We start from the raw sequence: 25,839 nt of genomic DNA, 5'->3' as shown, positions 1-25,839 counted from the left end.
GAGTGGCCGCGCCGGATGTGATGCCAGTGTCGCCAGAAATGCCAGAGTATCCATGGGAGGAGCAAAAATGGCTAATAACTTCAAAACGATGATTGTTGCCGGACTATTGACGGCGACAGCGGGTCTGCCTGTCTATGCACAGGAATTCTCGTTCAAGTTTCAATCTGTCGATCCGGCAGGCAACCCGAATTTCCAAATCCAGAAAGAATGGACCGAGCAAGTCGGTGTGATGAGTGGCGGGCGGATCGCGATCGAGCTGCTGCCGGTTGGCGCGGTTGTGGAATACAATGAAACCCAAGATGCGGTGGGGGCCGGTATTCTGGACGGGCATATCACCGATGTCAGCTATTTTTCCGGCAAAGACCCAGCTTTTGGTCTGATCGCAAACCCGATCGGTGCGTGGTCCTCGCCCGAAGAAATGTTCCGTTTCATGCGCTATGGCGGCGGCAACGAACTGATGGAAGACCTGGAAAAGCCCTATAACCTGCATTTTGTAGGTGCGACCACGACAGGTCTGGAAGGGTTCGTATCGAAGAAACCGCTGGGCGGTGTCGACGACCTGAAAGGTTTGAAAGTCCGCGCACCCGAAGGTTTGATCCAGCAAGTGTTTGCAGCGGCAGGCGCGGTTCCTGTCAATCTGCCCTATGCCGAAGTGTTCACCGCGTTGGACAAGGGCGTGATAGATGCTGCGGATTCAACCGTGTTTTCCACCAACCATTCGCAAGGTTTGCACGAGGCGGGCAATAATCCGGTCTATCCCGGTTTCCACTCGATGCCGCTGGTTGAAGTGTCGATGAACCTCGACAAGTGGAACAGCCTGCCAGAGGATCTGCAAGCGATCATGACCGTGTCGGTGCGCGATCTTGCATCCGATATGGTGGCGCAACTGTCGATCAAGGATCTGGAAGCCGTCGCTGAAGCCAAGGCAAATCCGGAGATCACTGTCCACAACTGGCCCACAGAAGAGCGCGCCCGTTTCCGGACCATCGCAATGGAGCAGTGGGAAAATGTTGCCGGTCAGTCTGACAATGCCAAGCAGGTCTATGACATCCTGACCGCCTATCTGGAACAACAAGGTATGCTCGACTGAGCACCCTGCGCGGGCAGGCTTCTGCCCGCGTGACCTTCTCCTTAATGATCTGGACGGTACGCTATGGCGCAACGTGAAAACATCGCCCCCGAGGCGATCCCCGCTGCGATGGCCGAACGCGGGCGGCCCTTGCCTCAGGCGGGGCGGCTTGGTCGGATCATCGACCGCATTTCTACGATCTTCGCTGCCGGAATGTTGCTGGCCATGGCGACGCTCGTGCTTGAGGTGGTCATGCGTTACTTTTTCAACGCACCCACGACATGGGCACATGAAACTTCCATGTTTCTCAGCGCGATCACCTTTATCTTTGGTGGGTTGCTGTGCGTTTGTCGCAATTCCCATATCCGCGTCGTGCTGATTTACGATCTGGTAAAGGGGCGCGCGCGGCAAATGCTGGATGTGGTGATTTCGCTGGTTTGCGCCTTCTCCACCGGCTTTTTTGCGTGGGCCGCGTGGCGGATGGTTAAAAAGGCGATCTACCGGCCTTCGGGTGATCTGTACCTTGAAACCAGCGGCAGCGCGTGGAATTCGCCCGCGCCCGCATTGGTCAAGATCTTCCTCTTTTGCGTTCTTATCGTGATGTGCTGCCAGTTTCTGGTGCTGGCCTTCAACTATTTGCGGGCTGCACGCGCGCACAGAAAGACAGGTAACTGATGCCATTCCTTTCCGCACTGACCGACCTGAGCAGCCTTGGCATCGAGTTGGGCACGCTGGTGATGTTCGGGCTGTTGTTGTTTCTGCTGCTGACAGGGATGCCGCTGGCGCTGGTCACACTTCTGGTCGCGTTGCTGTTCGCGCTTGGCTGGTTTGGCCCCGCTTCGGTGCCGCTGATTACCAGTCGCGTTTATTCCTTTGTCTCTTCCTTTGTTTTTGTCTCGGTTCCGATGTTTGTGCTGATGGCCGCAATCCTTGACCGGTCGGGTATTGCGCGCGATCTGTTTGACGCGATGAAACTGGTCGCGGGCCGTGTGCGCGGAGGCGTGGCTGTGCAGACGATCTTTGTCGCGGTTATCCTTGCCGCGATGAGCGGTATCATCGGCGGTGAAATTGTTCTGCTGGGTCTTGTCGCGCTGCCGCAGATGTTGCGGCAGGGGTATAACCGGCGGCTGGCGATCGGTGTGGTTTGCGCCGGTGGATCGCTGGGCACGATGGTGCCGCCGTCGATTGTTCTTATCATTTACGGGCTGACGGCGAATGTCTCGGTCGGAGAGCTTTTTACCGCGTCCTTTGTACCGGGTTTTATGCTGGCGGGTTTCTATGTGACCTATGTTTTGTTCCGCTCGTACACCGATCCTGCTGCTGCTCCAACGCCGGTGGTCGAGAAGATGCCCGCCCGCGAACGGCTGGCCCTGATCCGTGGACTGATCCTGCCGATGCTGGTGGTTTTCTTTGTGCTGGGGTCGATCTACGGGGGTATCGCATCGGTCACCGAAGCCTCTGCCGTAGGCGTCGCCGGAGTGATCCTGTCGACCATACTGCGGCGCGAATTCAGCTTTGCCATGCTGATCGACGCGGCCAAGCATACGCTGACCACTGTCGGCATGATCGTCTGGATCGGTATTGGCGCCAGTGCGTTGGTGGGTGTTTACAACCTGATGGGCGGCATCGACTTCATTTCGTCGCTGATTGCGGGCGTGTCCGACAACCCGACGATCATTGTGTTGACGATGATGCTGATCCTGTTCCTGCTGGGTATGTTTCTGGACTGGGTCGGAATTGCGCTGTTGACCATGCCGATTTTTGTGCCGGTGATCCGCGATCTGGGGCTTGATCCGATCTGGTTCGGCGTTCTTTTTGCGATGAACATGCAGGTGTCGTTCCTGACACCGCCCTTTGGTCCCGCCGCGTTCTATCTGAAAAGTGTGACACCGCCCGAGATTTCGCTGGGCGAAATCTTCCGATCCCTTGTGCCGTTTATCTGTTTGCAGGTGCTGGCAGTGGGGCTGCTGATCGTATTCCCGCAAATCGCGGTCTATTAGACGCGCGGGCGGCTGAGCTTTTACGCTAATGAAAAGGTAGAGAGACATGAAACTGGTGCGCTATGGCAAAGCTGGAGAAGAACGACCCGGATTGATTGATGCCGACGGTGCCCTGCGCGATTTGTCGGACGAAGTGCCCGACATCGACGGGCGTATTCTGGGGCCGGACGCCTTGGCACGAATTGCCGGACTGGACCACACCGCGCTGCCGCTTGTCGCGGGAACGCCCCGCGTCGGTCCGTGTGTCGGAAGTGTGGGCAAGCTGATCGGCATCGGCCTGAACTATTCCGATCACGCGGCTGAATCCGGAATGGACGTGCCAAGCGAGCCGATTGTCTTTCTCAAGGCGACCACTGCGATTTGTGGCCCCGATGACGATGTTGAACTGCCCCAAGGTGCTGCAAAGGTTGATTGGGAGGTCGAACTGGCCTTTGTCATTGGCACCCGTGCCAAGAACGTCACACAGGCCGATGCCCTCTCCCACGTCGCGGGCTATCTGATCGTCAACGATGTTTCCGAACGGTCATGGCAGGCTGAACGTCAGGGCCAGTGGACCAAAGGCAAAAGCCACGACACATTTGCGCCAATGGGCCCGTGGCTGGTGACCGCAGACGAGGTGGCGAACCCCCATGATCTGGGGATGCGGCTGGATGTGGATGATGTGCGCAGGCAGGACGGATCGACCCGAACGCTGATCTTTGGCATTGCGCATCTGGTCAGCTATCTCAGCACGTTCATGACGCTGGAACCGGGTGATGTGGTCACCACCGGTACACCGCCGGGTGTTGGTTTGGGTATGCAGCCCCAAGTTTTTTTGCAAGAGGGGCAAATGATGCGGCTGGAGATCGACGGGCTGGGTGTCCAGCAACAACGATGTGTGCGCAAGGCTGTATCGTGACTGTCAGAACCAAAACGGAAACCTACGACTATGTCATTGTGGGGGCGGGGTCGGCTGGATGTGTTCTGGCCAACCGGCTAAGCGCAGATCCGAAATGTCGCGTTCTGCTTCTTGAAGCGGGCGGCAGCGACAATCGCTTTTGGGTGCATGTGCCGATGGGGTATCTTTATACCATGGGCAACCCAAAGACGGATTGGTGCTTTCGTACCGAGCCCGAGGCGGGTCTTGGAGGGCGTGTTCTGAATTATCCGCGCGGCAAACTTTTGGGTGGGTGTTCGTCGATCAATGGAATGATCTACATGCGTGGGCAGGCGCAGGACTATGACCAGTGGCGCCAGATGGGAAATGCCGGTTGGGGGTGGAAAGATGTCTTGCCCTATTTTCGCAAGTCCGAACATCACTGGGGGCCGCAAAGCGCGTTTCATGGAAAATGCGGTGAATTGCGCGTTGAACAGCAGCGCCTGAGCTGGCCCATATTTGATGATGTGGCGAAGGCAGCAGAAGAAACCGGTACTGCGCGCATGGGCGACGACGATCTGGCTGTGGTGGATAACGATTTGCGGGTGCACGGGCTGTCGGGGCTGCGTATCGTTGATGCGTCGGTCATGCCGACCATCGTGTCGGGCAATACGCACGCGCCGGTAACGATGATTGCCGAAAAAGCTGCCGATATGATCCTTGCAAAGGCTTAGCGCGGCCTGTGCCAAACCTTAGTCGCGGTCCTAGCGTCCCCAAAGCCACCAACCCAGATAGCCGATCAATGATACGCCCAGAGCCAGAGCCAGATGACGGGGGCGCACACCTTTTCCGGCAGAGGAGTCGTCTGAGTGGGTATAGCGCGGGTCCATGAAACGTGTGGCGGCCAAGACCTTGCCGCGCAAATTCTCCGGCCTTTTCTGAAGGTCACGCAACCCCCGCCCATTGGGGCGGTTCAACTCTTCGATGGTGGCGATCAGTGAACCGGTGCGCTCAAGTGCTTCTGCAAACTCCTGTGGATCGGCGTCGATATGTTCGCACACTAGTTTGGTGCGCATGTTTCCGATCAAGGTTGCGTTGTCGTCCAGCGCCATATCGCATTCTGTGTCGAAACCCATCGAACGGTTGTTGATATTGCTTGAACCCAAGTGAATGAGCTTGGTGTCGGTGATCATGATTTTTGCGTGGACATAGATGGGTTCTTCTGCCGCATTTACCGGATGGTAGATCCGAAATTTGTCGTGATGGTCGGCATCGCGCAATTGCTTGATCATCCGGTTGCGGGTCACGTGCATGGAATCGTCTTCGAATTCCGACTGAGCGGACTGCGGGTTGATGATGATGATCTCTGGCCCGTCGGGTTCTTCCAGCCGCTCTTGCAACGCATCGCAAATCGACTCAGCGGCGAAATACTGGGATTCAACGTATATGGTATCCTTGGCAGCTTTGATGCTGTCGAGAAACAGGTTCTCGATCTCGTTGACCAGCGGTTCGCCGTCGTATGGGGGTTCGGTCCGTGCGATGGCGACCTTCACATCCGAGGCTTCGACCTCAAGACTTTCGGGCCATAGCGGCGTATCCGAAACAGTTGGCCGCTTTAGTGTCTCTCCTGTTGCACGTTGCCATCGCAGACGCGACAGCTCTCCCAAGGCGGAGGCCACCGGTCCCGTCATTGCCGAGGTCGCGTCATGCCAAGGCTGTGTGGTCGAGCCGTCTGTCAGGGTGCGGCGCGGGTCATCGGCCAGATGCTCTGACGTATCCCACCGGCTTACAGTCGCGTCGATACCGCCGCAAAATGCGAATGTATCATCCGCAACGACGATTTTCTGGTGGTGGCAAGCTCCGAACGGATGGTGTCCGTCCAGTGCAAAGTGAACGCGGTCGCCGCCGAAAACGCTGAGCACAGCGGGCGGGATGATCCCGCTTGGCGCCACCAACACCGCCCCGTTCCATTGAAGCAGATAGAGGTCCAGTTCGGGCGTTTGATCTACCACGGTTTCCAGAAACGGACCCAACTTGTTCGGCAGCCCGTCTGGCGCACAACCGTCTTTGTCACTCTCGCCCGGGAGCATTTCGATTTCGAGATCGAAGTCCCAGCCGATCAACATCAGCTGGCGTTTGCAATTCGAGACGATGTTGCGCAGGTGCTTGAAGTAGTCGGCACCATCAATGATGAAGGCGAGCTTTTGCGCTTGCTCAACACGCCAGCAGTTCGTTTCGGGGTCGAAAATTGAGTTGCCTTTTGAAGCTGCTTTCGTCTGAGCGTTCATCCTGAAGTCTCCGTCCTTATTATTTGTTTTTTCGGGTCATAGTGTCGGGACGGTTCGTGTGGCGGCGACGATGCACAAAAGGGCGGCGGAAGCGCGTCGCTCGGAGGGGGAATCGGCGCGGCTGGTCAGTGCGATGGGAACGGCACCGCCCAATACGATTCCTGCGGCCTCGGCGTCGGCCAGATAATCTAGGTTCTTGGCAAGGATATTACCCGAGACGAGATCAGGCACGATCAGAATATCGGCATGGCCGGCGACGTTGGATTTGATCCCCTTGATCTCGACCGCGCGGGGCGACACGGCAAGGTCCATCGCAAGGGGGCCGTCAATATCGGCACCGGTGATCGCGCCACGGTCGGCCATCTTGCAGATTGCTGCCGCCAATATTGTGGATTCAATTCGTTCGTCGATGTTTTCGGTTGCGGACAGCATCGCGACTTTGGGTCGCGCAATGCCAAGTGCATGGGTTAGACCGATGGCGTTGATCACGATGTCGCGCAGGCAGCTCAGGTCGGGGCGCACGTTCAATGCAGCGTCGGAGATAAACAGAAGGCGATCAAAGTGCGGTACGTCCATGACGAACACATGACTCATCCGGCGGGTCAGACGCATGGTCTTTTCCGCGATCACGGCTTTCATCAGCGTCTTGGTGCCAAGCGCGCCCTTCATCAGACCGCGCACCTTGCCCGAGACCGCCATCGCGACCGCCTTTTGCGCCGCCTCTTCGGGCGTCGATGCCGCGATGATCTTGAAATTGTCGGCGGATTGACCTTCCTGTCCGGCGACAGAGCGGATCAAGTCCTCGGGTCCGATAAGAACCGGTTGGATCAGATTTTTCTGGGCACTTTCCAAGGCACCCAGAAGGCTGGGCGCATCGACCGGCCAGACGACGGCGGTGGGCACATTCTCGAGCTTTGCAGCCATTTCTTCCAGCCGCGCAAAGCGATCGGGCAGTGCATCTTTGTTATTCATTGGTGTTATTCCATCTGGCTGGGCTTTTCTGAAACGAACTTGGTCACAATGTATGGGTCGATACAAACCACTCCGCGAGTCCTTCTGTCAGACCCGCGGAGTTTTTTGGATTTGGTATGCGGTGGATTTAAGCCCAGCCGACCCAATATGGAGTATAGCCATAGTGGGCATGAATGCTTTCTTCGTATTTGCGGTCGATTGTCGTCGACGGATCAAATTCGGGCGAGTCTTTGACCTTGTCGCGGGTGACACCGACGTGAACCTTGCCGTCAGTCCACGCGATGCCGCGCAGCCAGTCTGGCGAGATCAGGACCATTTTGCCAGGCCACCAGTTTTTGGTGTCGATCACCAGATAGCGGACAGCCCAACTGGATTCGTCGATGACGAAATCCTCGATGTGGCCGATGTTGTCGTCGGTGGCCTCGACATAATAGCCGGTCACTTCCTCGACGCTGTGCAAATGGCCATCACCCTTCTGTTGTTCCTGTGCAAGCTTTGCCTGTTGACGATCGACGGTCTGACCCGGAGTCAAGCCTGCGGGTTGCACTCCGCCGACCATTGCGTAGCCGTATCCGCCGTACCAATAAGGGTGCCATCCGTAAAAGCCGTAGAATATCGGTTTCGAGCTGTCGTGAGACCGGCTGGTCGGTTTCAAGACCGGGTGCATCCTCGATCTCGCTTAGGGTCAGATCGACGGGATATTCGCGGGTCGCGGGGTCAGGGGTGCCAAGTGCAGTTGGCGGCAGCAGAACCTTGCGACCGGGAAGCCACGTTCCGGTGTCGATTACCACCCAGCGCAAGCCAAAGTGCCTGTCGTCGAACAGGATGTCGGTAATCGATCCGATCGCGCCGTCCTTTGCACGAAGCGAGTATCCGATGATATCAGAACTGCGTTGCATGGGTGCGTCTCCTTTGCTTGTAAACCTGTTGCGGGGTTCGGAAGTCACAGGTTCGTCTGTTTGTTGATAAATAAACCCCGTGGCGCGGGTGATGGTTCCATGATCGGGGTCCAGACGTGGCGCGAGGCTGTGTTGTCCGTGCCGGAGTCGGACGAACTGATGGCATGCGAAGTTCCGAAAAGCCGCGAGGACGAATTTTATACCGCCGCCTATCTGTGCCGATCCGTGGCGCGGCAAAGATGTGCTGTGCGCTTTTACAAGGCGTGGATCAGGTAAGACCTCATGCCGGCCTGGTTGGGGTATGCGGCTGTGCCCGTCGCGATTTCTTTTCCCCCAGCATCAGCATGGCAGGTGTGACGATCAACGTCAGGATGGTCGCGATCACAAGCCCACCTGCGATGGCGGAACTGAGCTCTGTCCACCATTGCGTCGAGGGAGCGCCATAGACGATCTCGCGGGTGAAGAAATTCAGGTTCACGCCGATCACCATTGGCAGCAGGCCAAGCGCCGTTGTGACCGAGGTGAGGACGACGGGACGCAGACGCTGCGCGCCCGTTCTAAGCGCTGCTTCCAGCGGCGATAGTCCTGATTTTTTCAGGTCGTTATAAGTATCGATCAGCACGATGTTATTGTTAACCACGATTCCGGCCAGCGCGATCACCCCGATCCCGCCCATAACGATGCCGAAGGGGCGGCCGGTCAGGATCAACCCATAGAGAACGCCCGCCACCGAAAATACGATGGCGCTCATCACGACGAAGGCCTGATAGAAGTTGTTGAACTGGATCACGAGGATCACGAACATCAAGAAGACAGCCGTTATGAATGCCCCGATAAGGAAGGTCATCGCGTCGGTCTGGTCCTGCGCTTCGCCAGCAAAGGACGCTGCGACGCCATCGGGCAGATCCATCTTGTTGATCGCCGCTTGCAGTGCGACGACCTGATTGTTGACCAGAACGCCGGGGGCAACGTTCGCTTCGATGGTTATGACGCGGCGCTGGTCGATGCGGGTGATGGTACCCGACCGCGGCGACGGTTCGAAGGTGACGAAGTTCGATATCGGCACCAGACCGGCGGATGTGGGCACGCGCAAGCCCTGAAGTTCCTCCAGAGTTCGTTCCTCGGAAGGGAAACGCACGTTGATATCGACCGATCCATCGGCATCGGACGGGCGATAATCGGCAACGGTGATACCTCGCGTCAGCAGGCGCACAGCCTGTCCCAACGTCGAGATGTCGGCCCCGAAACGGGCAGCTTCGGACCGGTTCACCGAGATTTGCCATTCGACCCCCGGCAGCGGGCGGGTATCCGTGATATCGGTAAAACCGCCGATGTCCTCCATCGCATCGCGGATTGCCTCGACTGCAGTGGCTTGTGCTGCGGGGTCGCTGGAGCGCACTCTGAGGTTTACCGGTTTGCCCGCCGTGGGGCCGGATGATGCCGTCTGCACCTGTACGTCGATGCCCGGTATCGTGGCCATTTCGGTCCGGATTTCTTCGCCGATAATCGCGGCGGTCCGGCGCTTGTCCCATTCGATGAATTCGATCTGGATCGTTCCGATAAGGTCGGCGGCATCCTGATTGCCACCGCCCGAACGGGCATAGACCGATGCGATCTCGGAGTACTTGTAAAGGCGTTCTTCGACCTCGCGCACAAGCGCGTCCTTTTCATAGATCGAGAAGTTGTCGCGGGCGCGGACCTGCACTTGGGCGAAATCAGGTTCGACGGACGGAAAAAAGCTGATGCCGTTTCCGAATTGACCGTATGCTGAAAACCCTGCGAGCAGGAAGCTGACTGCCATGATCAGGGTGGCCCAAGGCCGCAGTATCGCGAATTGCAGGACACGCACATAGCCGCCGGCGAACCCGCCCAGATCGCGCGGGTCGCCGCTTTCTGCGGCTTGTAGCGCCTGTTTGGCTTTTGCCGATTGCGGAGGCTTTTTGCCGATGATGCCACCGACGACCGGGATGAAGATGAGAGCCATGAACAGCGACGCAGTGAGCGTCAGGATGACGGTGATGGGCAGGAATTTCATGAACTCGCCCACCGTGCCTGTCCAGAACAGCAGCGGAAAGAATACCGAAAGGGTTGTGGCCGTGGACGCGATGATTGGCCAAGCCATGCGTTTCGCGGCGTAGGCATAGGCAGCCTTTGGGCCGTCGCCTTCGTGCAGCCGTCTGTCAGCCAGTTCTGTCGTGACAATGGCCCCGTCGACCAGCATCCCCACCACAAGGATCAGCGAGAACAGCACGATGAGGTTCATCGTGGAGCCCATGAAATAGAGCGTGGCGACGCCCGCAAGAAACGCGCCCGGAATGGCGAGGCCAACCAGAAGCGCCGAACGGATGCCAAGTGCCCAGACGATGACGATCATCACCAGAATCACGGCCGCGATGACGTTTGCCTCGAGGTCGCTGAGCATGGTTTCGACCTGCTCGCTTTCGTCCTGCATATAGTCGATCTGCACAGAAGCGGGCCACTGGTCCTGGGCTTCTGCGATGACCTCGCGCACGGCAGCGACGGTTTCGATGATGTTGGACCCCGACCGTTTCTTGATTTCGAGGGCCAGCGCCGGTTGACCGTCGATACGCGCAAAGCCGGTCGGGTCTTCGAAGGTGCGGCGGATCGTGGCGACGTCGGCAAAGGTCACAACCGTATCGCCGCGCACCAGTACCGGCAGCGACATCACGTCTTCGATGTTCTGGATCAGGCCGGGTACTTTGAGCACGATCCGCCCTGCGCTGCTTTCTATGGCACCCGCAGCGATCAACTGGTTGTTGCGATTGATCTGACCGATCAGTTCTTCGAAGCTGAGGTTGTAGGTTTCGAACACAGTGGGGTCGATCAGCACCTCAAGCAGTTCGGTCCGCGCGCCGCCGATGTCGACCTCAAGCACCCCTGCTAGGGCTTCGAGACGGTCTTTGAGATCTTCGGACAGGTTGTTGAGTGTGCGTTCGGGCACCGGACCCGAAAGAATGACAGTCAGGATCGGGAACAATGCTGTGTTGATCTCGGTCACGACCGGATCAGTGGCATCCTCCGGCAGGTCGGGCTTGGCACGATCCACTGCCCTCTGGACCTTGTCGAGCGCGGATTCCGCGTCGAACCCGGGTTCGAACTCCAGTTGAACCGATGCGTAGCCCTCGCCGCCGTTGCCGGTCATCTGCTTGAGGCCGGTGAGCGACGACAGTTCGGTTTCGAGCGGTTCCACCAACAGGCGCTCGGCGTCTTCGGGGGATATGCCGTCGAGGCCGGTCGATACGTAGAAGATCGGGATTGGAATCTCGGGCGAGCTTTCTTTGGGGATCACGACATATGCATAGGCGCCAACGGCGAGTATCATGACCAGTGCCATGATCACCACGCGGCTGCGACCGAAGGCGGCGTCGATGAGGACGTTCATTGACCGGCTTCCGTGTCGGCGTTCTCTCTGCTTCTGTCGGTCTGCGCACTGACCTTCGTCACGCCCTGTTCGGCTTGGGGGTTCACCGTCTCGCCGCTGTTCACAAAACCCTGACCGATGGTGATGATCTGCGTCTGCTCGGGCAGGCCAGAGACCCAGATACCGTCGGTCTGGGCGCGCACGATGTCGATCTTGTGAAATTCGACGACGTTCTCGGGGTTCACCGTCTTGATGCCCAGCGTTCCGTCGGTGTCGAGCGAAAGGATCGCGGGCGAGACGAAATGCGCGGTCAGTTCTCCTGTGGGAATGCGCAACTGCGCACTGATGCCTGCAGGTATTGCGCCATCGGTATTGGGTACCGTAATTTTTGCCATGAAGGTGCGGGTTTCCGCGTCGGCGCTGGTTGCTACGAACTGAACCTCGCCCGTGGATGTTTCGTCAGTGATGAACGCGACCTGCGCTGCCTGTCCGACCTTGATGTCGCGCAGGGACTGCTGGGGTATCTGGATGCTGATGGTCAGCGGAGTGTTGTCGACGATGCGGCCCACATCGGCCCCCATGGATACAAATTCGCCGATGTTGATATCGAGCGATTCCAGACGTCCTGCGAATGGTGCCCGGATCTCGGTGTTCTTGATGGCCTCCTGGGCTTCGCTGACACTTGCCTGCGCGGCTGCCAGTGTCGCCCGTGCTTGGGCCACGCGGTCAACGGTTGCGATGCCGCGTTTGACCAGTTCCGTGGCGTTGTCGAATTCGCGTTGTGCGCGGCCAAGCTCTTGTTCGGCACGTTCCAGATCGGCCTGGCGCGAGGCCAGCCCGAACCGTGCGATCACCTGTCCAGCTTCCAGATCGGCGCCCATTTCGACCAGAACCTCGCCAATCTGACCGGATGTCTCGGCCCGGATCATCGTGTCGCGGTCGGGCAGCGCCTGTCCTTCGGCAACAAAAACCTGTTCCACCACTTCGGCGTCGGAACGTCGAACGGCGACGGTCACCGCGCGTGGGGTCACCGAGGTTTTGGCCGTCTCTTCCGTATCTTCCGATGGCAGGATATATCCGCTGCCCATCCAGCCGATGATTGCGATGGCAAGACCACCTGCGACCCATCGAGACTTGTTGGACCCACGGTCGCTTTCGAATTCGAGCGTCTGGCGCGGATTTGTTGGGGTCTCGGTCATCGTCTAGTCTCCTTGGGCTTGTTTGCCCGTTCGGCCATCCGGTTGTTCATAATAACCGCCGCGTGATCCGGATCACTGGTCTTGGCGGTCTTGATCGCGCGCTCCTGCACGGCACGTCATCCTTGGGACATAGCCAGAAACGTTCTGGTAACAAGGTCGATGTCGGGCATTACGGCAATGTACGCTGAGGCCATGACGTCGTTCCAACCCCGCGTGACGAACAGCTTTTGTTCAGCCTTTGCCATGCTATCTTTTGATACAAGCCGACTGTCGGTATGTCGCGAGGTGGGTGAGCGTCTTAAGGTCGTTTGAATGAATTCTGGTCTATAAAATTTACTGCGTTCGAAATCGTGGGTTTGTCGCGGCAACAATGTTTGCAGTGCAGTTGTTGGGGGTCGGCGCAACAGTGCTGCGCCGACCCCTATGTGTTACGTGTCCTGTGTGGGCATCTTGCCGACAGCTATTTCAACTGTCTTTTCCGCACCTTGGTGCAGGATTTTGACTGGCACAACGGTGTCGGGGTTGGTCGATGCCACGGCGCGGGTCAGGTCGCGCGTGTCGACGATCTCGGTCTCGTTGAAGGACAGGATGATATCGCCCTGCGTCAAGCCTGCCTTTGCTGCAGGGCTATCTTTGGACACAGCCTGGATCATCGCGCCTTTGGGCTGATCAAATCCCAGAACCTGCGCGATTTCCGCAGGCATGGGTTTGATCTGAACACCCAGCCAGCCACGTGTGATCATGCCGTCATCGGACAGATCCGCTACGATCGATTGAACGAGGTCGGACGGAACGGCAAAACCGATGCCGACCGAACCACCGTCGGGCGAGAAAATGGCCGTGTTCATGCCGATCACCTTGCCTTCGTTGTTGAACAGCGGACCACCCGAGTTGCCCCGATTGATCGCAGCGTCGGTCTGGATGTAGTTGTCATACGGACCCGAGTTGATGTTGCGTGACAGGGCAGAGACAATGCCGGTGGTCACTGTGCCACCCAGACCAAAGGGGTTGCCCACGGCCACGACTTCGTCACCTGCGCGCATTGCATCAGAGTCACCAAAGTTGACGAAAGCCATTTTTTCGTCGGTATCCAGCTGAAGCACAGCCACGTCGGTCATGGGATCGCTGCCGATCACAGTGGCATCAAAGCTGCGGCCGTCGGCCAGCTTGACCTTTACGGTCTCGGCACCCTCGACGACGTGGTTGTTGGTGACGATCTTGCCATCTTCGGAAATGATAAAGCCCGAGCCGAGTCCCTGACGTGCAGGTTGCTGGCCATTTTGCGGCATCATCTTCTCGAACTGGCGACGCAATTCATCAGGGATGCCTTCAGGCAGTTGTTTGGACATGTTGGTGGGCTGCGCCTTGGCTGTGACTTCGATAAAGACCACGGCGGGGGCGACGGTTTCGACCAGATCGCCATAACCTCCGGCTGGCACGGCGAGCGCCGGACTGGCGACCGTCATGGTCGCGCCGGTTGCACCGAGGGCGGCGACGAGCGCCGCTGAACTTGCAAAGCGGCGGAATATTGGAGTGTAAGTCATCGATCATAGCTCCGTTGTGTTGTGTTCGATGATGTCCATATGGTGGGCGCGTCTTACACCCGCCTGTGCGCTTCTATACAAATAGTTTATCTAACCCGCAGACCTTGTCCTTGATCGTCCGAACGCTGATCTTTGGGCCATGACCCGCTGACGGGCCAAGTACGGGTGAGAATGCGATGAGACTGCTTGTGGTCGAAGACGATGCAACGACGGGTGCCTATATCACGCGGGGGCTGCGCGAAGAGGGGCACAGCGTTGAACTGGTCACCAACGGGCGCGAGGCGTTGATACAGGCGACAAGCGGCACCTACGACGTGCTTGTCGTCGACCGCATGTTGCCCGAGATCGACGGCATGACGCTGGTTAAGACTTTGCGCGGGGCGGGAAACAATGCGCCGATCCTGTTCCTGACATCGCTTGGCAGCGTCGAAGACCGGATCAGCGGGCTGAATGCGGGGGGCGATGATTATTTGGTGAAACCCTTTGCTTTTGGAGAGTTGTCGGCGCGGGTCGCGGCGCTGGCCCGACGTCCGCAATCCGTCGAGCAGGAAACCGTGCTGCGCGCAGGATCGTTGGAAATGGACCTGATTGCCCGCAAAGTGACCCGGGAAGGACAAGAGATCGACCTTTTGCCGCGTGAATTTGCCATTCTTGAACACTTGATGCGCCGCAAAGGCCGCGTGCAGACGCGCACAATGCTGCTGGAAGCGATCTGGGATATTTCGTTCGATCCGATGACCAATGTGGTCGAAACCCATATCAGCCGGTTGCGTGCCAAGGTGGATAAACCGTTCGAGATGGAACTGATCAAGACGGTGCGCGGCGCCGGCTACCGGATTGACAGATGATCCTGATGCGTGACTTCATGTTGCGTTCCATGCCGCTGCGCTTGGCTGCCGGTCTTGTGCTGCTGTTCTCTTTTGTGTCGCTGCTGGGACTTCTGGCAAGTTACGTTTATACCGAGGCGTCATTCGAACAGACTCTGCGTGCGGATCTCACGCAGGACATGGCTGGGTTTCGCGCAGCACCCTCAGCGGCGGCTCTTGCCGCGTTGGTCGAGGCAGAGGCGCGCAATACCGATCCCGAACGCGTTGTGCTAAGCTTTTTTGCCCCGAACGGACGCCACTATGGCAATGCGTTGGTGGCGCGCGATCTAGATGGCTATCGTATTTTATCCAACCTTCCGGGAAATCCCGAGATCAAGGGCCGGTATCTGGCTCTGACTACATCGTTGCGCAACGGCCAACTCACCGTGGCGCGTAGCCTTGCGCCGATCGATGCACTGCGGGATGCGTTCCTAAATATTCTGGTCATATCGCTGCTACCAACGGTTCTTGTTGCGCTCTCGGGGGGTCTGATTTTGGCACGGCGCGGTGCCCGGCACGTGGCCGTGATCAGCGGTGCTTTGGATCAGTTGACATCAGGAAACCTGCAAGCACGGGTGGGGGATGTTTCGGGTTGGTCCAACGATCTGGCCCGGATTGCAGCCAAAGTTGATCAAATGGCCCGTTCTCAGGAAGATGCCGTGGAAAGCCTGCGGCAAGTGTCGTCTGATATTGCCCATGATCTAAAAACCCCGATCCAGCGCGCAGTGGTTCATCTGGACGATCTGGGCCAGAGCACGGACCTGTCCAAAGCCGAACGCACCCAGTTGGAAAAGGCCCAGATAGAACTCGACGGGATTGCATCAATCTTTCATGCGCTGTTGCAACTTGCACAGATCGAGAGCGGCTCTCCTCGCGCGCGGTTTGTTCCAGTTGACCTGTCCAACCTGTGTCAGACCCTGTGCGATATTTACGATCCTTCGGTCGTCGAGAATGGACAATTGTTGATGTGCGACCTTCCAGATGAACTGGTGCGTCCAGTGATGGGTGATCGCACGCTGTTGGGGCAGGTTCTTGCCAATCTGATCGAGAATGCCATGCACCACACTCCAGAAGGCACAAAAATCACTGTTGCCCTTGCCCGGACGGAAAGCCACGTACAGTTGTCTGTCACGGATACCGGCCCCGGTATTCCAGAAACAGAAAGAGACCTGGTGCTGCGTCGTCTCTACCGGCTCGACCGGAGCCGCGCGACTCCGGGTTACGGACTGGGCCTAAGTCTGGTGGCAGTGATAGCGCAGGTCCATGATGCAACGCTGACTCTGGAAGATGCGGCGCCGGGGCTGCGGGTAAAGCTTAACTTTCCAGTGTAGCCTGCGTCTGAAACAAGGCTTGGTTAACCGTATGTGCGTGCTGCTGTACCGCGTAATTTACCAAAACGCCCAAAAGTTTTGCATAGAGGGTTCGATCCATGAAAGTGGCCGTTCACGATGCCGGCGAAGCGCAACCTGAGATTGTGATTGATAGCCGTAAATTTTGGGGCACTTAAAGCGTCCGACGCAAAACTTGAATCGAAAGGGATTGAACTAACCCGCTGACGCGGGAGAGGCGTTAGTATTGGCCGGAATGGCCTCCTGATGAGAAGGTTTGGTTGCTCGACCAACCCTCAACCAGGAGACCATCCCATGACTAATGCCACGGCAGCGGTGAGCCCGCTGCGTCGTCGTATGATTGACGACATGAGCCTGCGCAACCTGTCACCCGCGACGCAACGCTCCTACATTCACGCGGTCAAGCGGTTTAGCCAGTTCCACGGCCGGTCGCCCGATCAACTGGGCCTTGAGGATGTGCGCGCCTTCCAAGTTTATCTCGTATCGCAGGGGGTTTCCTGGGGCGCACTGAACCAGACGGTGTGCGCGCTGCGCTTCTTTTACGGCGTCACGCTGGATCGGGCAGAGATCCCAGAGCGTATCGCCTATGCCCGAACGCCTCGTAAGCTCCCCGATATCCTGAGCGCCAATGAGGTGGTCCGCTTTCTGGAGGCTGTGCCATCTCTCAAGGCACGCGCCGCATTGACGACTGCCTATGCCGCCGGGCTCCGCGCGTCCGAGACGGTCAACCTGAAGATTGGCGATATCGACAGCGACCGGATGTTGATCCAGGTTCGCCACGGCAAGGGCGCCAAGGATCGTACGGTCATGCTTTCGCCTCAGCTCCTCGAGGTTCTGCGGACCTATTGGCGGCTTGCTCGTCCCGAGAGGTGGCTGTTCCCCGGACGAGGTGACAAGCCGATCGACGTTCAGGTGCTCCATGCGGCCTGCCGGTCTGCAACCAAGGCGGCAGGTCTGATCAAGCGGGTCAGCGTGCATACGCTGCGCCACAGCTTCGCGACACATCTGCTCGAAAGCGGCACGGATATCCGGATCATCCAAGTGTTGTTGGGGCACAGCAACCTCTCGACCACAGCTCGATATACGCATGTCGCAGCGACGACGATCTCCAAGACGCAGAGTCCATTCGACCGCCTGACGCTGGAGGTGGTGCCGCCGAATTGAGCGCAGCGATGCGCTCCGAACTGGAGGTGGCGGATATTTTTCGTTGCCATGGTCATGCCTATCGTTCTGCCAATGACGGCCATATCGGCCGCGTGGAACGCCGCGTCATGTCGGCGATCGAGCTTTGCCGGACCGCCGCGCTCGGCGGCCATGTCGAAGCCTGCGAGGACTGTGCGCATACTCGTGTCGTCTACAACTCCTGTCGCAACCGGCATTGCCCCAAATGCCAAAGCGCGACGCGTGAACGGTGGCTTGCCGACCGTCAGGCCGATCTGCTGCCAGTGCCCTATTTCCACGTCGTTTTCACAGTGCCGGCCGAAGTCGCCGAGATCGCCTTTCACAACAAAGCGATCGTCTATGCGATCCTATTCGACGCCGCCGCCGCGACGCTCAAGACCATTGCCGCCGATTCCAAGCATCTCGGCGGCAAGATCGGGTTCCTGGCCATTCTTCACACATGGGGTCAGGCGCTCACCCATCATCCGCATATTCATTGCCTCGTTCCGGGCGGCGCTCTCTCTCCCGATGGACGCTGGCTCGGCTGCCGACCGAACTTCTTCCTGCCCATCCGCGTCCTCTCACGCCTGTTCCGGCGGCTGTTCCTCGAGCGGCTTCAGGCGGCACATTCGGCCGGGCAATTGCGCTTCTCTGGCGGGCTCGACAGCCTTGGTGACGCCGAGGCATTCAAGGCCGCAACTCGGCAATTGCGTCGCAAGAACTGGGTCGTCTATTCGAAGCCACCGTTCGGGTCGCCCGAACATGTCCTCGCCTATCTCGGCCGCTATACTCACCGAGTTGCCATCGCCAACAGCCGCCTGGTCAGCGCCAACGAGACCAGCGTAACCTTCCGCTGGCGTGATTATCGCTGCGGCAACGCACCCAAGCTGATGTCGCTTGATCCGCACGAATTCATCCGCCGCTTCCTCATGCACAGTCTACCGGACGGCTTTCATCGCATCCGCCACTATGGTTTCCTCGCCAATGGCTGTCGCCGGACCCGGATCGCGAATATTCGCCAGCTACTGGCCACGACAAAGCCAGATCCAACCGCCGCCACGGGCGAAACGACTAGCTCGTTCCCGCGTTTTGACCCAACCGTCTGTCCGTGCTGTGGTGGCTTTCTGCGGATCACTGCCACGCTGCCGCGATGGCGTTCCGCGCTGTCACCGCCACAACCAGATACCTCATGACCATAGAATGTCGCCCCCACATTGATCGTATCAACGTCACGACATTAGCATCGATGGACGTAGGAAAACCCCATGCCCGAGACCTTGCCAACTGGTCCGAAGTGTCAAATCACTGCGCCAAGCTCGCCCGAAAATGCCGGCGGACGCGTCAATCACCTCGCTCAACGATGACGTTGATGCCTCGCCCTCACCGGTATGGTGGCATTGTATCCCCCCAAGTCGGCAATCTGGAACCGGCCTCGCGACACTAATCCCATAGCTCGCGCCTGCGTCAGCGGGTTAGCTCAATTCGGCTTCAATGAGGTCGCGCACAGCGCCAGCCCCCACCCTTAGCGCCGCGCGACCTCACAGAACCCTCCAGATTCCCTTGAGGCTTCAACTGTGATTCATCCAGTTTGGGAGGATGGATCATGTCAGCACCTTTGCCAGATGCGCTACGGGCGCGGTTCCAGAAGTTGATTGAAGAAGGGTTTAGCGGGCGCGCGGCGGCGTTGCGGTTGAAGCTGTCCCCTGCGACAGGCGCGCGTTGGGGGTTTGCGATCCGGCGAACTGGACAAGCAAAAGCCGCACCCCAGGGCCGCCCCCGCGGCAAGGGTAAGCTTGATCCGCATCGGTCGTTTCTCGTCGAACTGATAGAGCAGGACGGCGACATAACCATGCCTGAACTGGCCGGTGCTCTGTCGGATGCAACCGGCGTACAGGCGCACCCTGATGCGATTGGCCGATTTCTGCGCAAGCTTGGCTTTACGTACAAAAAAAGACGCTGGTCGCCACCGAGCGCCGCCGCGCACGTGTAAAGAAACAACGTGAAGACTGGTTCATCCATCGTCTGCCAGCCGTTTCGGCTAAGCCAGACCATGTTGTGTTCATTGACGAAACTTCGGTCAAAACCAACCTGACTCGACAGCGCGGATGGTCGCAGCGCGGCGAACGCCTCGTCATGGATGCCCCTTTCGGCAGTTGGGGCACACAGACCTTCATCGCGGGTCTCAGTGCCGATGCCTTGCTCGCGCCATGGGTCATCAAAGGCGCGATGGATGGCGAAGCCTTTGCCGCCTACGTCGAACAAGTGCTGGTGCCAGAGCTGGAACCAGGCACTGTTGTCATCCTGGACAATCTTGCCACGCACAAGAATGCCGCCGCTGCCAAAGCCATGCGCGAAGCCGGATGCTGGTTCCTGTTCCTGCCGCCCTACAGCCCCGACCTGAACCCAATTGAAATGGCGTTCTCCAAACTCAAAGCACACCTGCGCAGGATCGGCGCTCGAACATTCACAGATATGTTCCACGCCCTCACAGAAATCTGCGATCTATTCTCGCCAGAAGAATGCTGGAACTACTTTAAGGCTGCCGGATATGTCTCAGGTTAAAAGTCGGTTGCTTTAGTGCGTGGCTGCCGTTTCACGGGAATAATCTGCATCCGCGCCAGCGAATACAACCACGGCACGTCGGAGGTGAGAAAATAGTGTCGAAATTTGTAGAATTATCCGGTGGCTTCCGTTTCTTTTCCTGCGTGCCACCTTAAGTACAGACACGGCGCATGGATGCCGGATTTTGTCTGACAGGACCAGGAATGCAATACGACCTCCTTCTCGTGGCCGCTGGCCTTGTTCTTCTTTTTGTGGGTGGCGAAGGGTTGGTTCGGGGGTCTGTTGCCATCGCCGAACGGATGGGTATTTCAAAGCTTCTGATCGGGCTTGTCATCGTTGGTTTTGGCACCTCGACGCCGGAATTGCTGGTGTCGGTCAACGCTGCACTTGATGGCGCGCCAGAGATCGCGCTTGGCAACGTTGTCGGATCGAACATCGCCAATATCCTGCTGATCGTGGGCGTGGCGGCCCTGATCACGCCGATTGTCGGGTGGGAGCGGACAGCGGTGCGCGAAGCGCTGGTGGCCACGATTGTGTCCCTTGCAGCCTTTGCGCTGGTTCAGGGCGCCATCATCACCCGCATCGAAGGGATCGCGATGCTGGTGGTGCTGGCTGGCTATCTTTATGCCAGCTACTGGCTGGAAAAACGCAATCGCGCTGCAAAGACGTATCAGCACGAGGTTGAAGAGTTTGAGGATATCCCCCTGCCGCGTCCGTGGTTGGCGCCAGTTCTTGTCATTGGCGGCATTGCGGCGCTGGTGTTCGGCGCGGATATGCTGGTCGAAGGCGCGGTGAACATCGCGCGCGACTTCGGAGTTCCGGACGCCGTCATCGGTCTGTCGCTGGTCGCCATCGGCACGTCACTGCCCGAACTTGCCACTGCCATCGTCGCCGCGATCCGGCGTCATGCGGATGTGGTTCTGGGCAATGTGATCGGCTCCAACATTTTCAATATCCTTGCGATTCTTGGCGTTACGGTGGTGATCCAGCCCATCGAAGTCACCGAACGGTTCCGCACGATCGACACGCCGGTCATGCTGGGGGCCAGCCTGCTGATGCTGGTGCTGCTGTTCGCGACCCAGTCGATTGGACGCCTCTGGGGCGTGCTGATGCTGGTCGCCTACGCGAGCTATATGGTGTTTCTGTTCTCGAACGGGATGTAGGGGTGAAGACTGCAAACGCGAGTAACCAGATGACCCGAAAGATACTCGAGAAGCGGGCTGGGTGACACTGGCGGGCTTGATATTGGTGCGGGAATGTCATTGAAGCGAAACATAACCGTCCACGGGCACGCCCGAGGATGGGCGGCATCCTCGACGTCAGCCCGAGAGGGTCGTTAAGGCCACGAATTTTATTTCCGCATCTTCGAAGAGATAGAATTCACCACTGACGACTATACGTTCGCCAACTTCGATCTGCTCGGTTCCATCACTGTCGAAGTCGGACAGGCGCAATGACGTCTTGATGGGTAGATGCGTCGCTGTACCCTGAACGCTGCGTGGTTTGTCACAACCATTATCAAGCGCGAAGTAGCAACTGCGCCTCCCAAGCCCCCGACAGGACGGCTTCCTGAACGCGGTCAATCAGGATTTCTCGAATGGCTTCGGATGCAAAGGTTGGAGGTCGGGACGCGAGACGGCAGAGATACAGGGTGCGCGAAAGCTCGGGTGTAATGATCGGACGCGCGCGGACAGTGCCGCGTTCCAGTTGGTCGTGCATGAAAAGCCGCGTGCCGATCACACAGCCAAGCCCGGCCTCGATTGAGCCTGCTATAGCCTGAACGGAATTCATTTGCAGGATTGCTCTCGTCTCGATCTTTTTTAGCAATGTTATATCGTCCATGATCGCACGCGCAGACACTCCTTGCCTGAGGAGGATGATTGGCAAATCCAGCAATTCGGCAAAGGTGATCGGATCCTCGGTATCACCGATGATGTCGCTGCGGCCCACGCAAAACATCTTTTCCTCGAGCACCGGTTCAGACTCAAATGTGGGATCGGCGGGCGGATTGTAGATCAGCGCCATATCGACGTCAGACGCCAAGAGGTGCGGCAGTGCTGCACCAGAAAGGCTCTCGGTCAGGGCCAGTTGGACATTGGGAAAATCGCGCACCACCTGAGTGACAAAAGCGACCCCGATCGCCTTGACTGCGGAAAAGGACATACCAACCGATACCGGCCCCGAAATCTTGTCGACCGCATCTGTAAGATCTGTCTCGGCGGCGATCATGGCGCGCAGAATGGAACGTGAATGTCCGTAGAGGCGGTGCCCCGCTGCCGTCGGCGCCATGCCTCTTGGTTTGCGACTGAAGAGCGGTGTGCCGAATCGGGTTTCCATCTGGGCAAGATGATGGCTGAGGGCCGACGCGGCGATACGCAGGTGTATGGAGGCCCGCGCCAGCGATCCATGTTCGTAGATTGCGTTGAAATATTGAAGCTGGCGCGTATCAAGCATTCTGTTTTCCAGAAGGGTTTCATCGAAACATTATAATATTCCGTTTACACGGCATTGGCTATGGTCAGTGGAGGGAGGATTTTTCATGACCACTGACATCAGGCCACTTGCCGGACTTCGCGTCGTTGAAATGACGCATATGATCATGGGACCGTCCTGCGGCATGTTTTTGGGCATGCTTGGTGCCGAAATCATCAAGGTCGAACCGCCGGAGGGCGACAAGACCCGCGCGCTGACCGGAATGGGGCGTGGATTCTACCCAACCTTCAACCGCGGCAAGAAGAGTATCACGCTTGATCTGAAATCAGATGCTGGGAAAGAAGCGCTGCACCGGCTTCTTGAGGGCGCGGATATCTTTGTCGAGAATTTCCGGGATCAATCCCTTGCCAAGATGGGCTTTGCACCAGAGGTGCTGAAAGCCCGCTATCCCCGTCTGATTGTGTCGTCGCTCAAAGGGTTCCTGAAGGGACCATACGAGAACCGGACAGCGATGGACGAGGTTGTGCAGATGATGACGGGCATGGCCTATATGACCGGCCCCACAGGGCGGCCATTGCGTATCGGCTCATCCGCGAATGACATCATGGGTGGTCTTTTTGGTGCCTTTGCGGTCCTTGCTGCGTTGCTGCAACGCGAGAAGGATGGACAGGGGCATGTGCTGCGCACGGGTCTTTTCGAAAACTGCCTTTTGCTTGTTGCTCAGCATATGGTGCAGTTCGACATCGAAGGCCGCGAGGCACCTCCGATGCCCGAGCGCGAATTTTCCTGGCCCGTCTATGACATCTTCGAGACATCCGAGGGACGGCAGATGTTCATTGGTGCCGTGACCGAAGGGCAGTGGGTGACGCTGTGCAATATTCTGGGGCTGGATGTACTGCGCGATGATCCGGCCTTGCAGACCAGAATGGACCAGATCGAAGCCCGTGACCGCACCATTCCGGTTGTGGCCAAAGCGGTCAGTGGCCGGTCGTTTTCCGATCTCATCGAGGTGTTCGAGGATGCAGGTATTCCTTTCTCGCCTATCCACCGTCCGGCCGAGATGTACGACGATCCGCACGTCACACGACCCGGCGGGCTTTTTACATCGACCCTGCCCGAGGGCGACACCTATCGTGCACCTGTTATGCCGTTTGAAATTGACGACCAGCCTGTTGTGGCTGGTCCGCTCGACATTGCTGCAATCGGCGCGGATACACACGCGGTTCTGTCGGCGGCTGGTCTTAACGAGGCTGAAATCGCCGCTGCCTGCGGCTTGGAGAGTGCAGCATGACCCGCGCGGGCGTGATTTATCCCTCCGACCGCGTGACCCTGCGCGAAGTTGGTCTGCGTGACGGGCTGCAAATCGCAAAATCGCAGCCCTCGACCGAGGCGAAGATCGCCTGGCTGGAAGCAGAGCGCGCCGCCGGCGTGCAACATTACGAAATCGGATCATTTCTTCCCGCAACCCGCTTTCCCCAGTTTGCTGACATCGACGCGATGATTGCTGCAGGGGAACGGCTGGACATTCATTCTGCTGCATTGACTCTGAACGAGCGTGGGGCCGAAGCCGCTGTGCAGACTGCGATACGCGAAATGGTCTGCGTTGTTTCTGCAACGGAAGAACACAGTCAGGCCAATATGCACCGCTCACGCGAAGCGGCAGTCGAATTGGTGGGTAAAGTCGTCGCGATGCGCGATGCGCAAGCCCCCGAAAAGCTTGTGAACGCCGGAATCGCGATGGCGCTTGGCTGTTCGATCTCTGGCAATGTGAACCCTGAAGAGGTTGTCCGTTTGGCTGCTGCCTGTCTTGAGGCAGGTGCCGATATTGTCGGCATCGCAGATACGGTTGGTTATGCTGGTCCAAAGGCCGTTGGCGCGCTTTGTGCGCGAATGGAGAAGCTGTGCGGCAGTCAGCCCTTTATTATCCATCTGCACGACACGCGTGGCATGGGTGTGGCCAATGCGGCGGCTGCTTTGGATAGCGGTGCGCGGGTGATTGATGCGTCGCTGGGCGGATTGGGCGGATGTCCCTTCGCACCGGGAGCCACTGGCAACGCTGTGTTCGAAGATATTGTATTCCTGTCCGAGTCCATGGGTTTCACAACCGGAATCGACCTCGACAGGTTGAAAGACGTCAGGCGCATCGCGGAGGAGGCGATGCCCGATGACGAGTTCCACGGTGCCCTGCATCGCGCAGGTCCGCCAAAGAACGCAGATTGGCAGGCCAAAACCTTGGTCTGAATTAACTTGGGAGGAGAACCAACAATGAAATACATAGCATCAGCCGCCTTGGGCGCGGCAATCTTCGTGGCATCTGCGCCGGTTTCACAGGCCGCCACGGAAATGCGTTGCAGTCACCAATTGCCCCCTGCACACCACATTGCCAAGGTCGTCGACCGTTGGGCTGCAGAGGTCGAAACACTCTCGGCAGGTGAGATCGACGTGCAGATATTTGGGGCGGACAGCCTTGTCGGTGCGCGCGAGAACATCGTGGCGACCGCAAAGGGCGACATCGAATGTGCGTTTTCGCTGAACTTTCAGTGGGGCAAGACGCTGCCAATCATGAACGTGACTGTCGCACCGTTCGCCTTTGGTGACATCGAGATATGGAAGAAATGGCCGACCTCCGAGGCTGCGGCCTTCCTTGAAGAGAAGCTTTCGGAAAAAGGTGTCAAGAATGTCGTCTGGCTGTTCCAGACCAACACTTCCGTTTTCACCACGAACGGAGAACCGCTGGTGACACCAGAAGATTTCGAGGGTTTGAAGATGCGCGGCCTGACACCCCCCTTTGACGCCTCCCTCGCAGCGCTTGGGGCAACGCCCACGGCAATGCCGGGCTCAGAGGTGTATCAGGCGTTGGCCACCGGCATCATCGACGGTGCCATCACCGACGTAGCCGCAGCCGTGTCGCGGAAATACTTTGAAGTTCAGGACGCCTTTACCGTCGTGCCCGTACTGTCAGCCTATCTGCATGGCTATCTGAACCCGGATTTCTACGACGGGCTGTCGGACAAGTCCAAAGACGCTCTCAAGGAAGCGGGCTTGAAAGCGTCGGAATGGGCTATTGAAGCCTCGTCCGAGGCGGGTGCGGCTGGCCCCGCCCAGCTTGAGGAAAAAGGTGTTGCAGTTCATATCGCCACACCCGAAGAGATCGCGGCGCTTGAAGCGGTCATGCGGCCTGCTTTCGACAAGTCTTTTGGTGAAGGCAATGCCGACAGTCAGAAGCTTCTCGAACTCATCGGCAAGATGTGAGCAGGCC

General features: G+C 58.1%; 24 protein-coding genes. 15 read left to right on the top strand and 9 right to left on the bottom strand.

What is annotated here, in order from left to right:
- Nucleotides 1-67: 67 nt before the first annotated feature.
- The 5 genes from SULPSESMR1_RS20190 (at nucleotide 68) to SULPSESMR1_RS20170 (ending at nucleotide 4,659) form a co-directional block, all read left to right on the top strand.
- The gene (locus tag SULPSESMR1_RS20190; RefSeq protein WP_421086405.1) at nucleotides 68-1,090 is read left to right on the top strand and encodes a TRAP transporter substrate-binding protein; all 1,023 of its coding nucleotides are present in this window, start codon (nucleotides 68-70) and stop codon (nucleotides 1,088-1,090) included.
- A gap of 63 nt (nucleotides 1,091-1,153) precedes the next feature.
- On the top strand, nucleotides 1,154-1,744 hold the full coding sequence (locus SULPSESMR1_RS20185) for a TRAP transporter small permease subunit (RefSeq protein WP_240311216.1): 591 nt from the start codon (nucleotides 1,154-1,156) through the stop codon (nucleotides 1,742-1,744).
- On the top strand, nucleotides 1,744-3,069 hold the full coding sequence (locus SULPSESMR1_RS20180; RefSeq protein WP_089422865.1) for a TRAP transporter large permease: 1,326 nt from the start codon (nucleotides 1,744-1,746) through the stop codon (nucleotides 3,067-3,069). The genes SULPSESMR1_RS20185 and SULPSESMR1_RS20180 overlap by 1 nt, the downstream gene beginning before the upstream one ends.
- Before the next feature lie 46 nt (nucleotides 3,070-3,115).
- Nucleotides 3,116-3,967 (top strand): fumarylacetoacetate hydrolase family protein, encoded by an 852-nt coding sequence (locus SULPSESMR1_RS20175; RefSeq protein WP_089422864.1) that lies wholly within the window; start codon nucleotides 3,116-3,118, stop codon nucleotides 3,965-3,967.
- Entirely contained in the window at nucleotides 3,943-4,659 is a 717-nt protein-coding gene (locus SULPSESMR1_RS20170; protein WP_089422863.1) for a GMC family oxidoreductase, read from the top strand. Before SULPSESMR1_RS20175 ends, SULPSESMR1_RS20170 begins: the two co-directional genes overlap by 25 nt.
- Before the next feature lie 30 nt (nucleotides 4,660-4,689).
- Here SULPSESMR1_RS20170 and SULPSESMR1_RS20165 read toward each other — a convergent pair whose 3' ends face one another.
- From SULPSESMR1_RS20165 to SULPSESMR1_RS25065, 4 genes are all read right to left on the bottom strand, one after another.
- Complete coding sequence (locus SULPSESMR1_RS20165; RefSeq protein ID WP_089422862.1) at nucleotides 4,690-6,213, bottom strand: phospholipase D-like domain-containing protein; 1,524 nt, start codon at nucleotides 6,211-6,213, stop codon at nucleotides 4,690-4,692.
- A 36-nt stretch (nucleotides 6,214-6,249) separates the two neighbouring features.
- Nucleotides 6,250-7,185 carry a bifunctional enoyl-CoA hydratase/phosphate acetyltransferase gene (locus SULPSESMR1_RS20160; RefSeq protein WP_089422861.1) on the bottom strand — a complete coding sequence of 312 codons (936 nt, stop codon included), beginning with the start codon at nucleotides 7,183-7,185 and terminating at the stop codon, nucleotides 6,250-6,252.
- Nucleotides 7,186-7,312: 127 nt separating this feature from the next.
- The gene (locus tag SULPSESMR1_RS20155) at nucleotides 7,313-7,645 is read right to left on the bottom strand and encodes a PRC-barrel domain-containing protein (RefSeq protein ID WP_157729065.1); all 333 of its coding nucleotides are present in this window, start codon (nucleotides 7,643-7,645) and stop codon (nucleotides 7,313-7,315) included.
- Between the two features lie 7 nt (nucleotides 7,646-7,652).
- The gene (locus SULPSESMR1_RS25065; RefSeq protein WP_157729064.1) at nucleotides 7,653-8,084 is read right to left on the bottom strand and encodes a PRC-barrel domain-containing protein; all 432 of its coding nucleotides are present in this window, start codon (nucleotides 8,082-8,084) and stop codon (nucleotides 7,653-7,655) included.
- A gap of 99 nt (nucleotides 8,085-8,183) precedes the next feature.
- Between SULPSESMR1_RS25065 and SULPSESMR1_RS25060 the strand changes: the two genes are divergently transcribed.
- The gene (locus SULPSESMR1_RS25060) at nucleotides 8,184-8,360 is read left to right on the top strand and encodes a hypothetical protein (RefSeq protein ID WP_157729063.1); all 177 of its coding nucleotides are present in this window, start codon (nucleotides 8,184-8,186) and stop codon (nucleotides 8,358-8,360) included.
- A gap of 4 nt (nucleotides 8,361-8,364) precedes the next feature.
- Here SULPSESMR1_RS25060 and SULPSESMR1_RS20150 read toward each other — a convergent pair whose 3' ends face one another.
- From SULPSESMR1_RS20150 to SULPSESMR1_RS20140, 4 genes are all read right to left on the bottom strand, one after another.
- The gene (locus SULPSESMR1_RS20150; protein WP_089422859.1) at nucleotides 8,365-11,487 is read right to left on the bottom strand and encodes an efflux RND transporter permease subunit; all 3,123 of its coding nucleotides are present in this window, start codon (nucleotides 11,485-11,487) and stop codon (nucleotides 8,365-8,367) included.
- The gene (locus SULPSESMR1_RS20145; protein ID WP_089422858.1) at nucleotides 11,484-12,665 is read right to left on the bottom strand and encodes an efflux RND transporter periplasmic adaptor subunit; all 1,182 of its coding nucleotides are present in this window, start codon (nucleotides 12,663-12,665) and stop codon (nucleotides 11,484-11,486) included. Before SULPSESMR1_RS20145 ends, SULPSESMR1_RS20150 begins: the two co-directional genes overlap by 4 nt.
- A gap of 116 nt (nucleotides 12,666-12,781) precedes the next feature.
- On the bottom strand, nucleotides 12,782-12,910 hold the full coding sequence (locus SULPSESMR1_RS25760) for a hypothetical protein (protein ID WP_284107862.1): 129 nt from the start codon (nucleotides 12,908-12,910) through the stop codon (nucleotides 12,782-12,784).
- A gap of 183 nt (nucleotides 12,911-13,093) precedes the next feature.
- Nucleotides 13,094-14,209 carry a Do family serine endopeptidase gene (locus SULPSESMR1_RS20140; RefSeq protein ID WP_089422857.1) on the bottom strand — a complete coding sequence of 372 codons (1,116 nt, stop codon included), beginning with the start codon at nucleotides 14,207-14,209 and terminating at the stop codon, nucleotides 13,094-13,096.
- Between the two features lie 176 nt (nucleotides 14,210-14,385).
- Here SULPSESMR1_RS20140 and SULPSESMR1_RS20135 point away from each other — a divergent pair, with 176 nt between their 5' ends.
- The 6 genes from SULPSESMR1_RS20135 to SULPSESMR1_RS20110 all read left to right on the top strand — a co-directional run bounded on the left by SULPSESMR1_RS20135 (nucleotide 14,386) and on the right by SULPSESMR1_RS20110 (nucleotide 21,310).
- Nucleotides 14,386-15,057, top strand: coding sequence for a winged helix-turn-helix domain-containing protein (locus tag SULPSESMR1_RS20135; protein ID WP_089422856.1), 672 nt, complete (start codon nucleotides 14,386-14,388; stop codon nucleotides 15,055-15,057).
- Complete coding sequence (locus tag SULPSESMR1_RS20130) at nucleotides 15,054-16,406, top strand: sensor histidine kinase (protein ID WP_089422855.1); 1,353 nt, start codon at nucleotides 15,054-15,056, stop codon at nucleotides 16,404-16,406. The genes SULPSESMR1_RS20135 and SULPSESMR1_RS20130 overlap by 4 nt, the downstream gene beginning before the upstream one ends.
- A 312-nt stretch (nucleotides 16,407-16,718) precedes the next feature.
- The gene (locus SULPSESMR1_RS20125; protein ID WP_089422854.1) at nucleotides 16,719-17,588 is read left to right on the top strand and encodes a tyrosine-type recombinase/integrase; all 870 of its coding nucleotides are present in this window, start codon (nucleotides 16,719-16,721) and stop codon (nucleotides 17,586-17,588) included.
- An 8-nt stretch (nucleotides 17,589-17,596) separates the two neighbouring features.
- Entirely contained in the window at nucleotides 17,597-18,778 is a 1,182-nt protein-coding gene (locus tag SULPSESMR1_RS20120; protein ID WP_089422853.1) for an IS91 family transposase, read from the top strand.
- Nucleotides 18,779-19,188: 410 nt separating this feature from the next.
- A protein-coding gene (locus SULPSESMR1_RS20115; protein ID WP_089422485.1) for an IS630 family transposase occupies nucleotides 19,189-20,147 on the top strand; the annotation gives its coding sequence in 2 pieces (ribosomal slippage) (nucleotides 19,189-19,530 and nucleotides 19,533-20,147; 957 coding nt in all).
- A gap of 203 nt (nucleotides 20,148-20,350) precedes the next feature.
- Nucleotides 20,351-21,310 carry a calcium/sodium antiporter gene (locus SULPSESMR1_RS20110; protein ID WP_089422852.1) on the top strand — a complete coding sequence of 320 codons (960 nt, stop codon included), beginning with the start codon at nucleotides 20,351-20,353 and terminating at the stop codon, nucleotides 21,308-21,310.
- A gap of 355 nt (nucleotides 21,311-21,665) precedes the next feature.
- On the opposite strand, the gene SULPSESMR1_RS20105 is transcribed toward SULPSESMR1_RS20110, so the two are convergent.
- The gene (locus SULPSESMR1_RS20105; RefSeq protein ID WP_089422851.1) at nucleotides 21,666-22,601 is read right to left on the bottom strand and encodes a LysR family transcriptional regulator; all 936 of its coding nucleotides are present in this window, start codon (nucleotides 22,599-22,601) and stop codon (nucleotides 21,666-21,668) included.
- Between the two features lie 85 nt (nucleotides 22,602-22,686).
- On the opposite strand from SULPSESMR1_RS20105, the gene SULPSESMR1_RS20100 reads away from it, so the two are divergent.
- The 3 genes from SULPSESMR1_RS20100 to dctP are packed head-to-tail and all read left to right on the top strand — an operon-like array spanning nucleotide 22,687 to nucleotide 25,832.
- Nucleotides 22,687-23,871: a CaiB/BaiF CoA transferase family protein gene (locus SULPSESMR1_RS20100; RefSeq protein WP_089422850.1), complete on the top strand. Its 1,185-nt coding sequence runs from the start codon at nucleotides 22,687-22,689 to the stop codon at nucleotides 23,869-23,871.
- Complete coding sequence (locus tag SULPSESMR1_RS20095) at nucleotides 23,868-24,821, top strand: hydroxymethylglutaryl-CoA lyase (protein WP_089422849.1); 954 nt, start codon at nucleotides 23,868-23,870, stop codon at nucleotides 24,819-24,821. Before SULPSESMR1_RS20100 ends, SULPSESMR1_RS20095 begins: the two co-directional genes overlap by 4 nt.
- Before the next feature lie 24 nt (nucleotides 24,822-24,845).
- Nucleotides 24,846-25,832 (top strand): TRAP transporter substrate-binding protein DctP, encoded by a 987-nt coding sequence (dctP, locus tag SULPSESMR1_RS20090; RefSeq protein ID WP_089422848.1) that lies wholly within the window; start codon nucleotides 24,846-24,848, stop codon nucleotides 25,830-25,832.
- Nucleotides 25,833-25,839: the final 7 nt, after the last annotated feature.

Origin of the sequence: Pseudosulfitobacter pseudonitzschiae (assembly GCF_002222635.1) — a bacterium.
Lineage (GTDB): Bacteria > Pseudomonadota > Alphaproteobacteria > Rhodobacterales > Rhodobacteraceae > Pseudosulfitobacter > Pseudosulfitobacter pseudonitzschiae_A.
The sequence above is the reverse complement of the archived record's forward strand: the minus strand, read 5'-3'. Positions and strand labels throughout refer to the sequence as shown.

Coding starts and splice junctions, on each gene's coding strand:
- SULPSESMR1_RS20100 (WP_089422850.1), top strand. CDS start 22,687: ATGACCACTGACATCAGGCCACTTGCCGGACTTCGCGTCGTTGAAATG.
- dctP (WP_089422848.1), top strand. CDS start 24,846: ATGAAATACATAGCATCAGCCGCCTTGGGCGCGGCAATCTTCGTGGCA.
- SULPSESMR1_RS20135 (WP_089422856.1), top strand. CDS start 14,386: ATGAGACTGCTTGTGGTCGAAGACGATGCAACGACGGGTGCCTATATC.
- SULPSESMR1_RS20095 (WP_089422849.1), top strand. CDS start 23,868: ATGACCCGCGCGGGCGTGATTTATCCCTCCGACCGCGTGACCCTGCGC.
- SULPSESMR1_RS20165 (WP_089422862.1), bottom strand. CDS start 6,213: ATGAACGCTCAGACGAAAGCAGCTTCAAAAGGCAACTCAATTTTCGAC.
- SULPSESMR1_RS20190 (WP_421086405.1), top strand. CDS start 68: ATGGCTAATAACTTCAAAACGATGATTGTTGCCGGACTATTGACGGCG.
- SULPSESMR1_RS20140 (WP_089422857.1), bottom strand. CDS start 14,209: ATGACTTACACTCCAATATTCCGCCGCTTTGCAAGTTCAGCGGCGCTC.
- SULPSESMR1_RS20150 (WP_089422859.1), bottom strand. CDS start 11,487: ATGAACGTCCTCATCGACGCCGCCTTCGGTCGCAGCCGCGTGGTGATC.
- SULPSESMR1_RS20170 (WP_089422863.1), top strand. CDS start 3,943: ATGTGTGCGCAAGGCTGTATCGTGACTGTCAGAACCAAAACGGAAACC.
- SULPSESMR1_RS25760 (WP_284107862.1), bottom strand. CDS start 12,910: ATGGCAAAGGCTGAACAAAAGCTGTTCGTCACGCGGGGTTGGAACGAC.
- SULPSESMR1_RS20125 (WP_089422854.1), top strand. CDS start 16,719: ATGACTAATGCCACGGCAGCGGTGAGCCCGCTGCGTCGTCGTATGATT.
- SULPSESMR1_RS20130 (WP_089422855.1), top strand. CDS start 15,054: ATGATCCTGATGCGTGACTTCATGTTGCGTTCCATGCCGCTGCGCTTG.
- SULPSESMR1_RS20160 (WP_089422861.1), bottom strand. CDS start 7,185: ATGAATAACAAAGATGCACTGCCCGATCGCTTTGCGCGGCTGGAAGAA.
- SULPSESMR1_RS25065 (WP_157729064.1), bottom strand. CDS start 8,084: ATGCAACGCAGTTCTGATATCATCGGATACTCGCTTCGTGCAAAGGAC.
- SULPSESMR1_RS20175 (WP_089422864.1), top strand. CDS start 3,116: ATGAAACTGGTGCGCTATGGCAAAGCTGGAGAAGAACGACCCGGATTG.
- SULPSESMR1_RS20110 (WP_089422852.1), top strand. CDS start 20,351: ATGCAATACGACCTCCTTCTCGTGGCCGCTGGCCTTGTTCTTCTTTTT.
- SULPSESMR1_RS25060 (WP_157729063.1), top strand. CDS start 8,184: ATGATCGGGGTCCAGACGTGGCGCGAGGCTGTGTTGTCCGTGCCGGAG.
- SULPSESMR1_RS20120 (WP_089422853.1), top strand. CDS start 17,597: ATGCGCTCCGAACTGGAGGTGGCGGATATTTTTCGTTGCCATGGTCAT.
- SULPSESMR1_RS20105 (WP_089422851.1), bottom strand. CDS start 22,601: ATGCTTGATACGCGCCAGCTTCAATATTTCAACGCAATCTACGAACAT.
- SULPSESMR1_RS20185 (WP_240311216.1), top strand. CDS start 1,154: ATGGCGCAACGTGAAAACATCGCCCCCGAGGCGATCCCCGCTGCGATG.
- SULPSESMR1_RS20145 (WP_089422858.1), bottom strand. CDS start 12,665: ATGACCGAGACCCCAACAAATCCGCGCCAGACGCTCGAATTCGAAAGC.
- SULPSESMR1_RS20180 (WP_089422865.1), top strand. CDS start 1,744: ATGCCATTCCTTTCCGCACTGACCGACCTGAGCAGCCTTGGCATCGAG.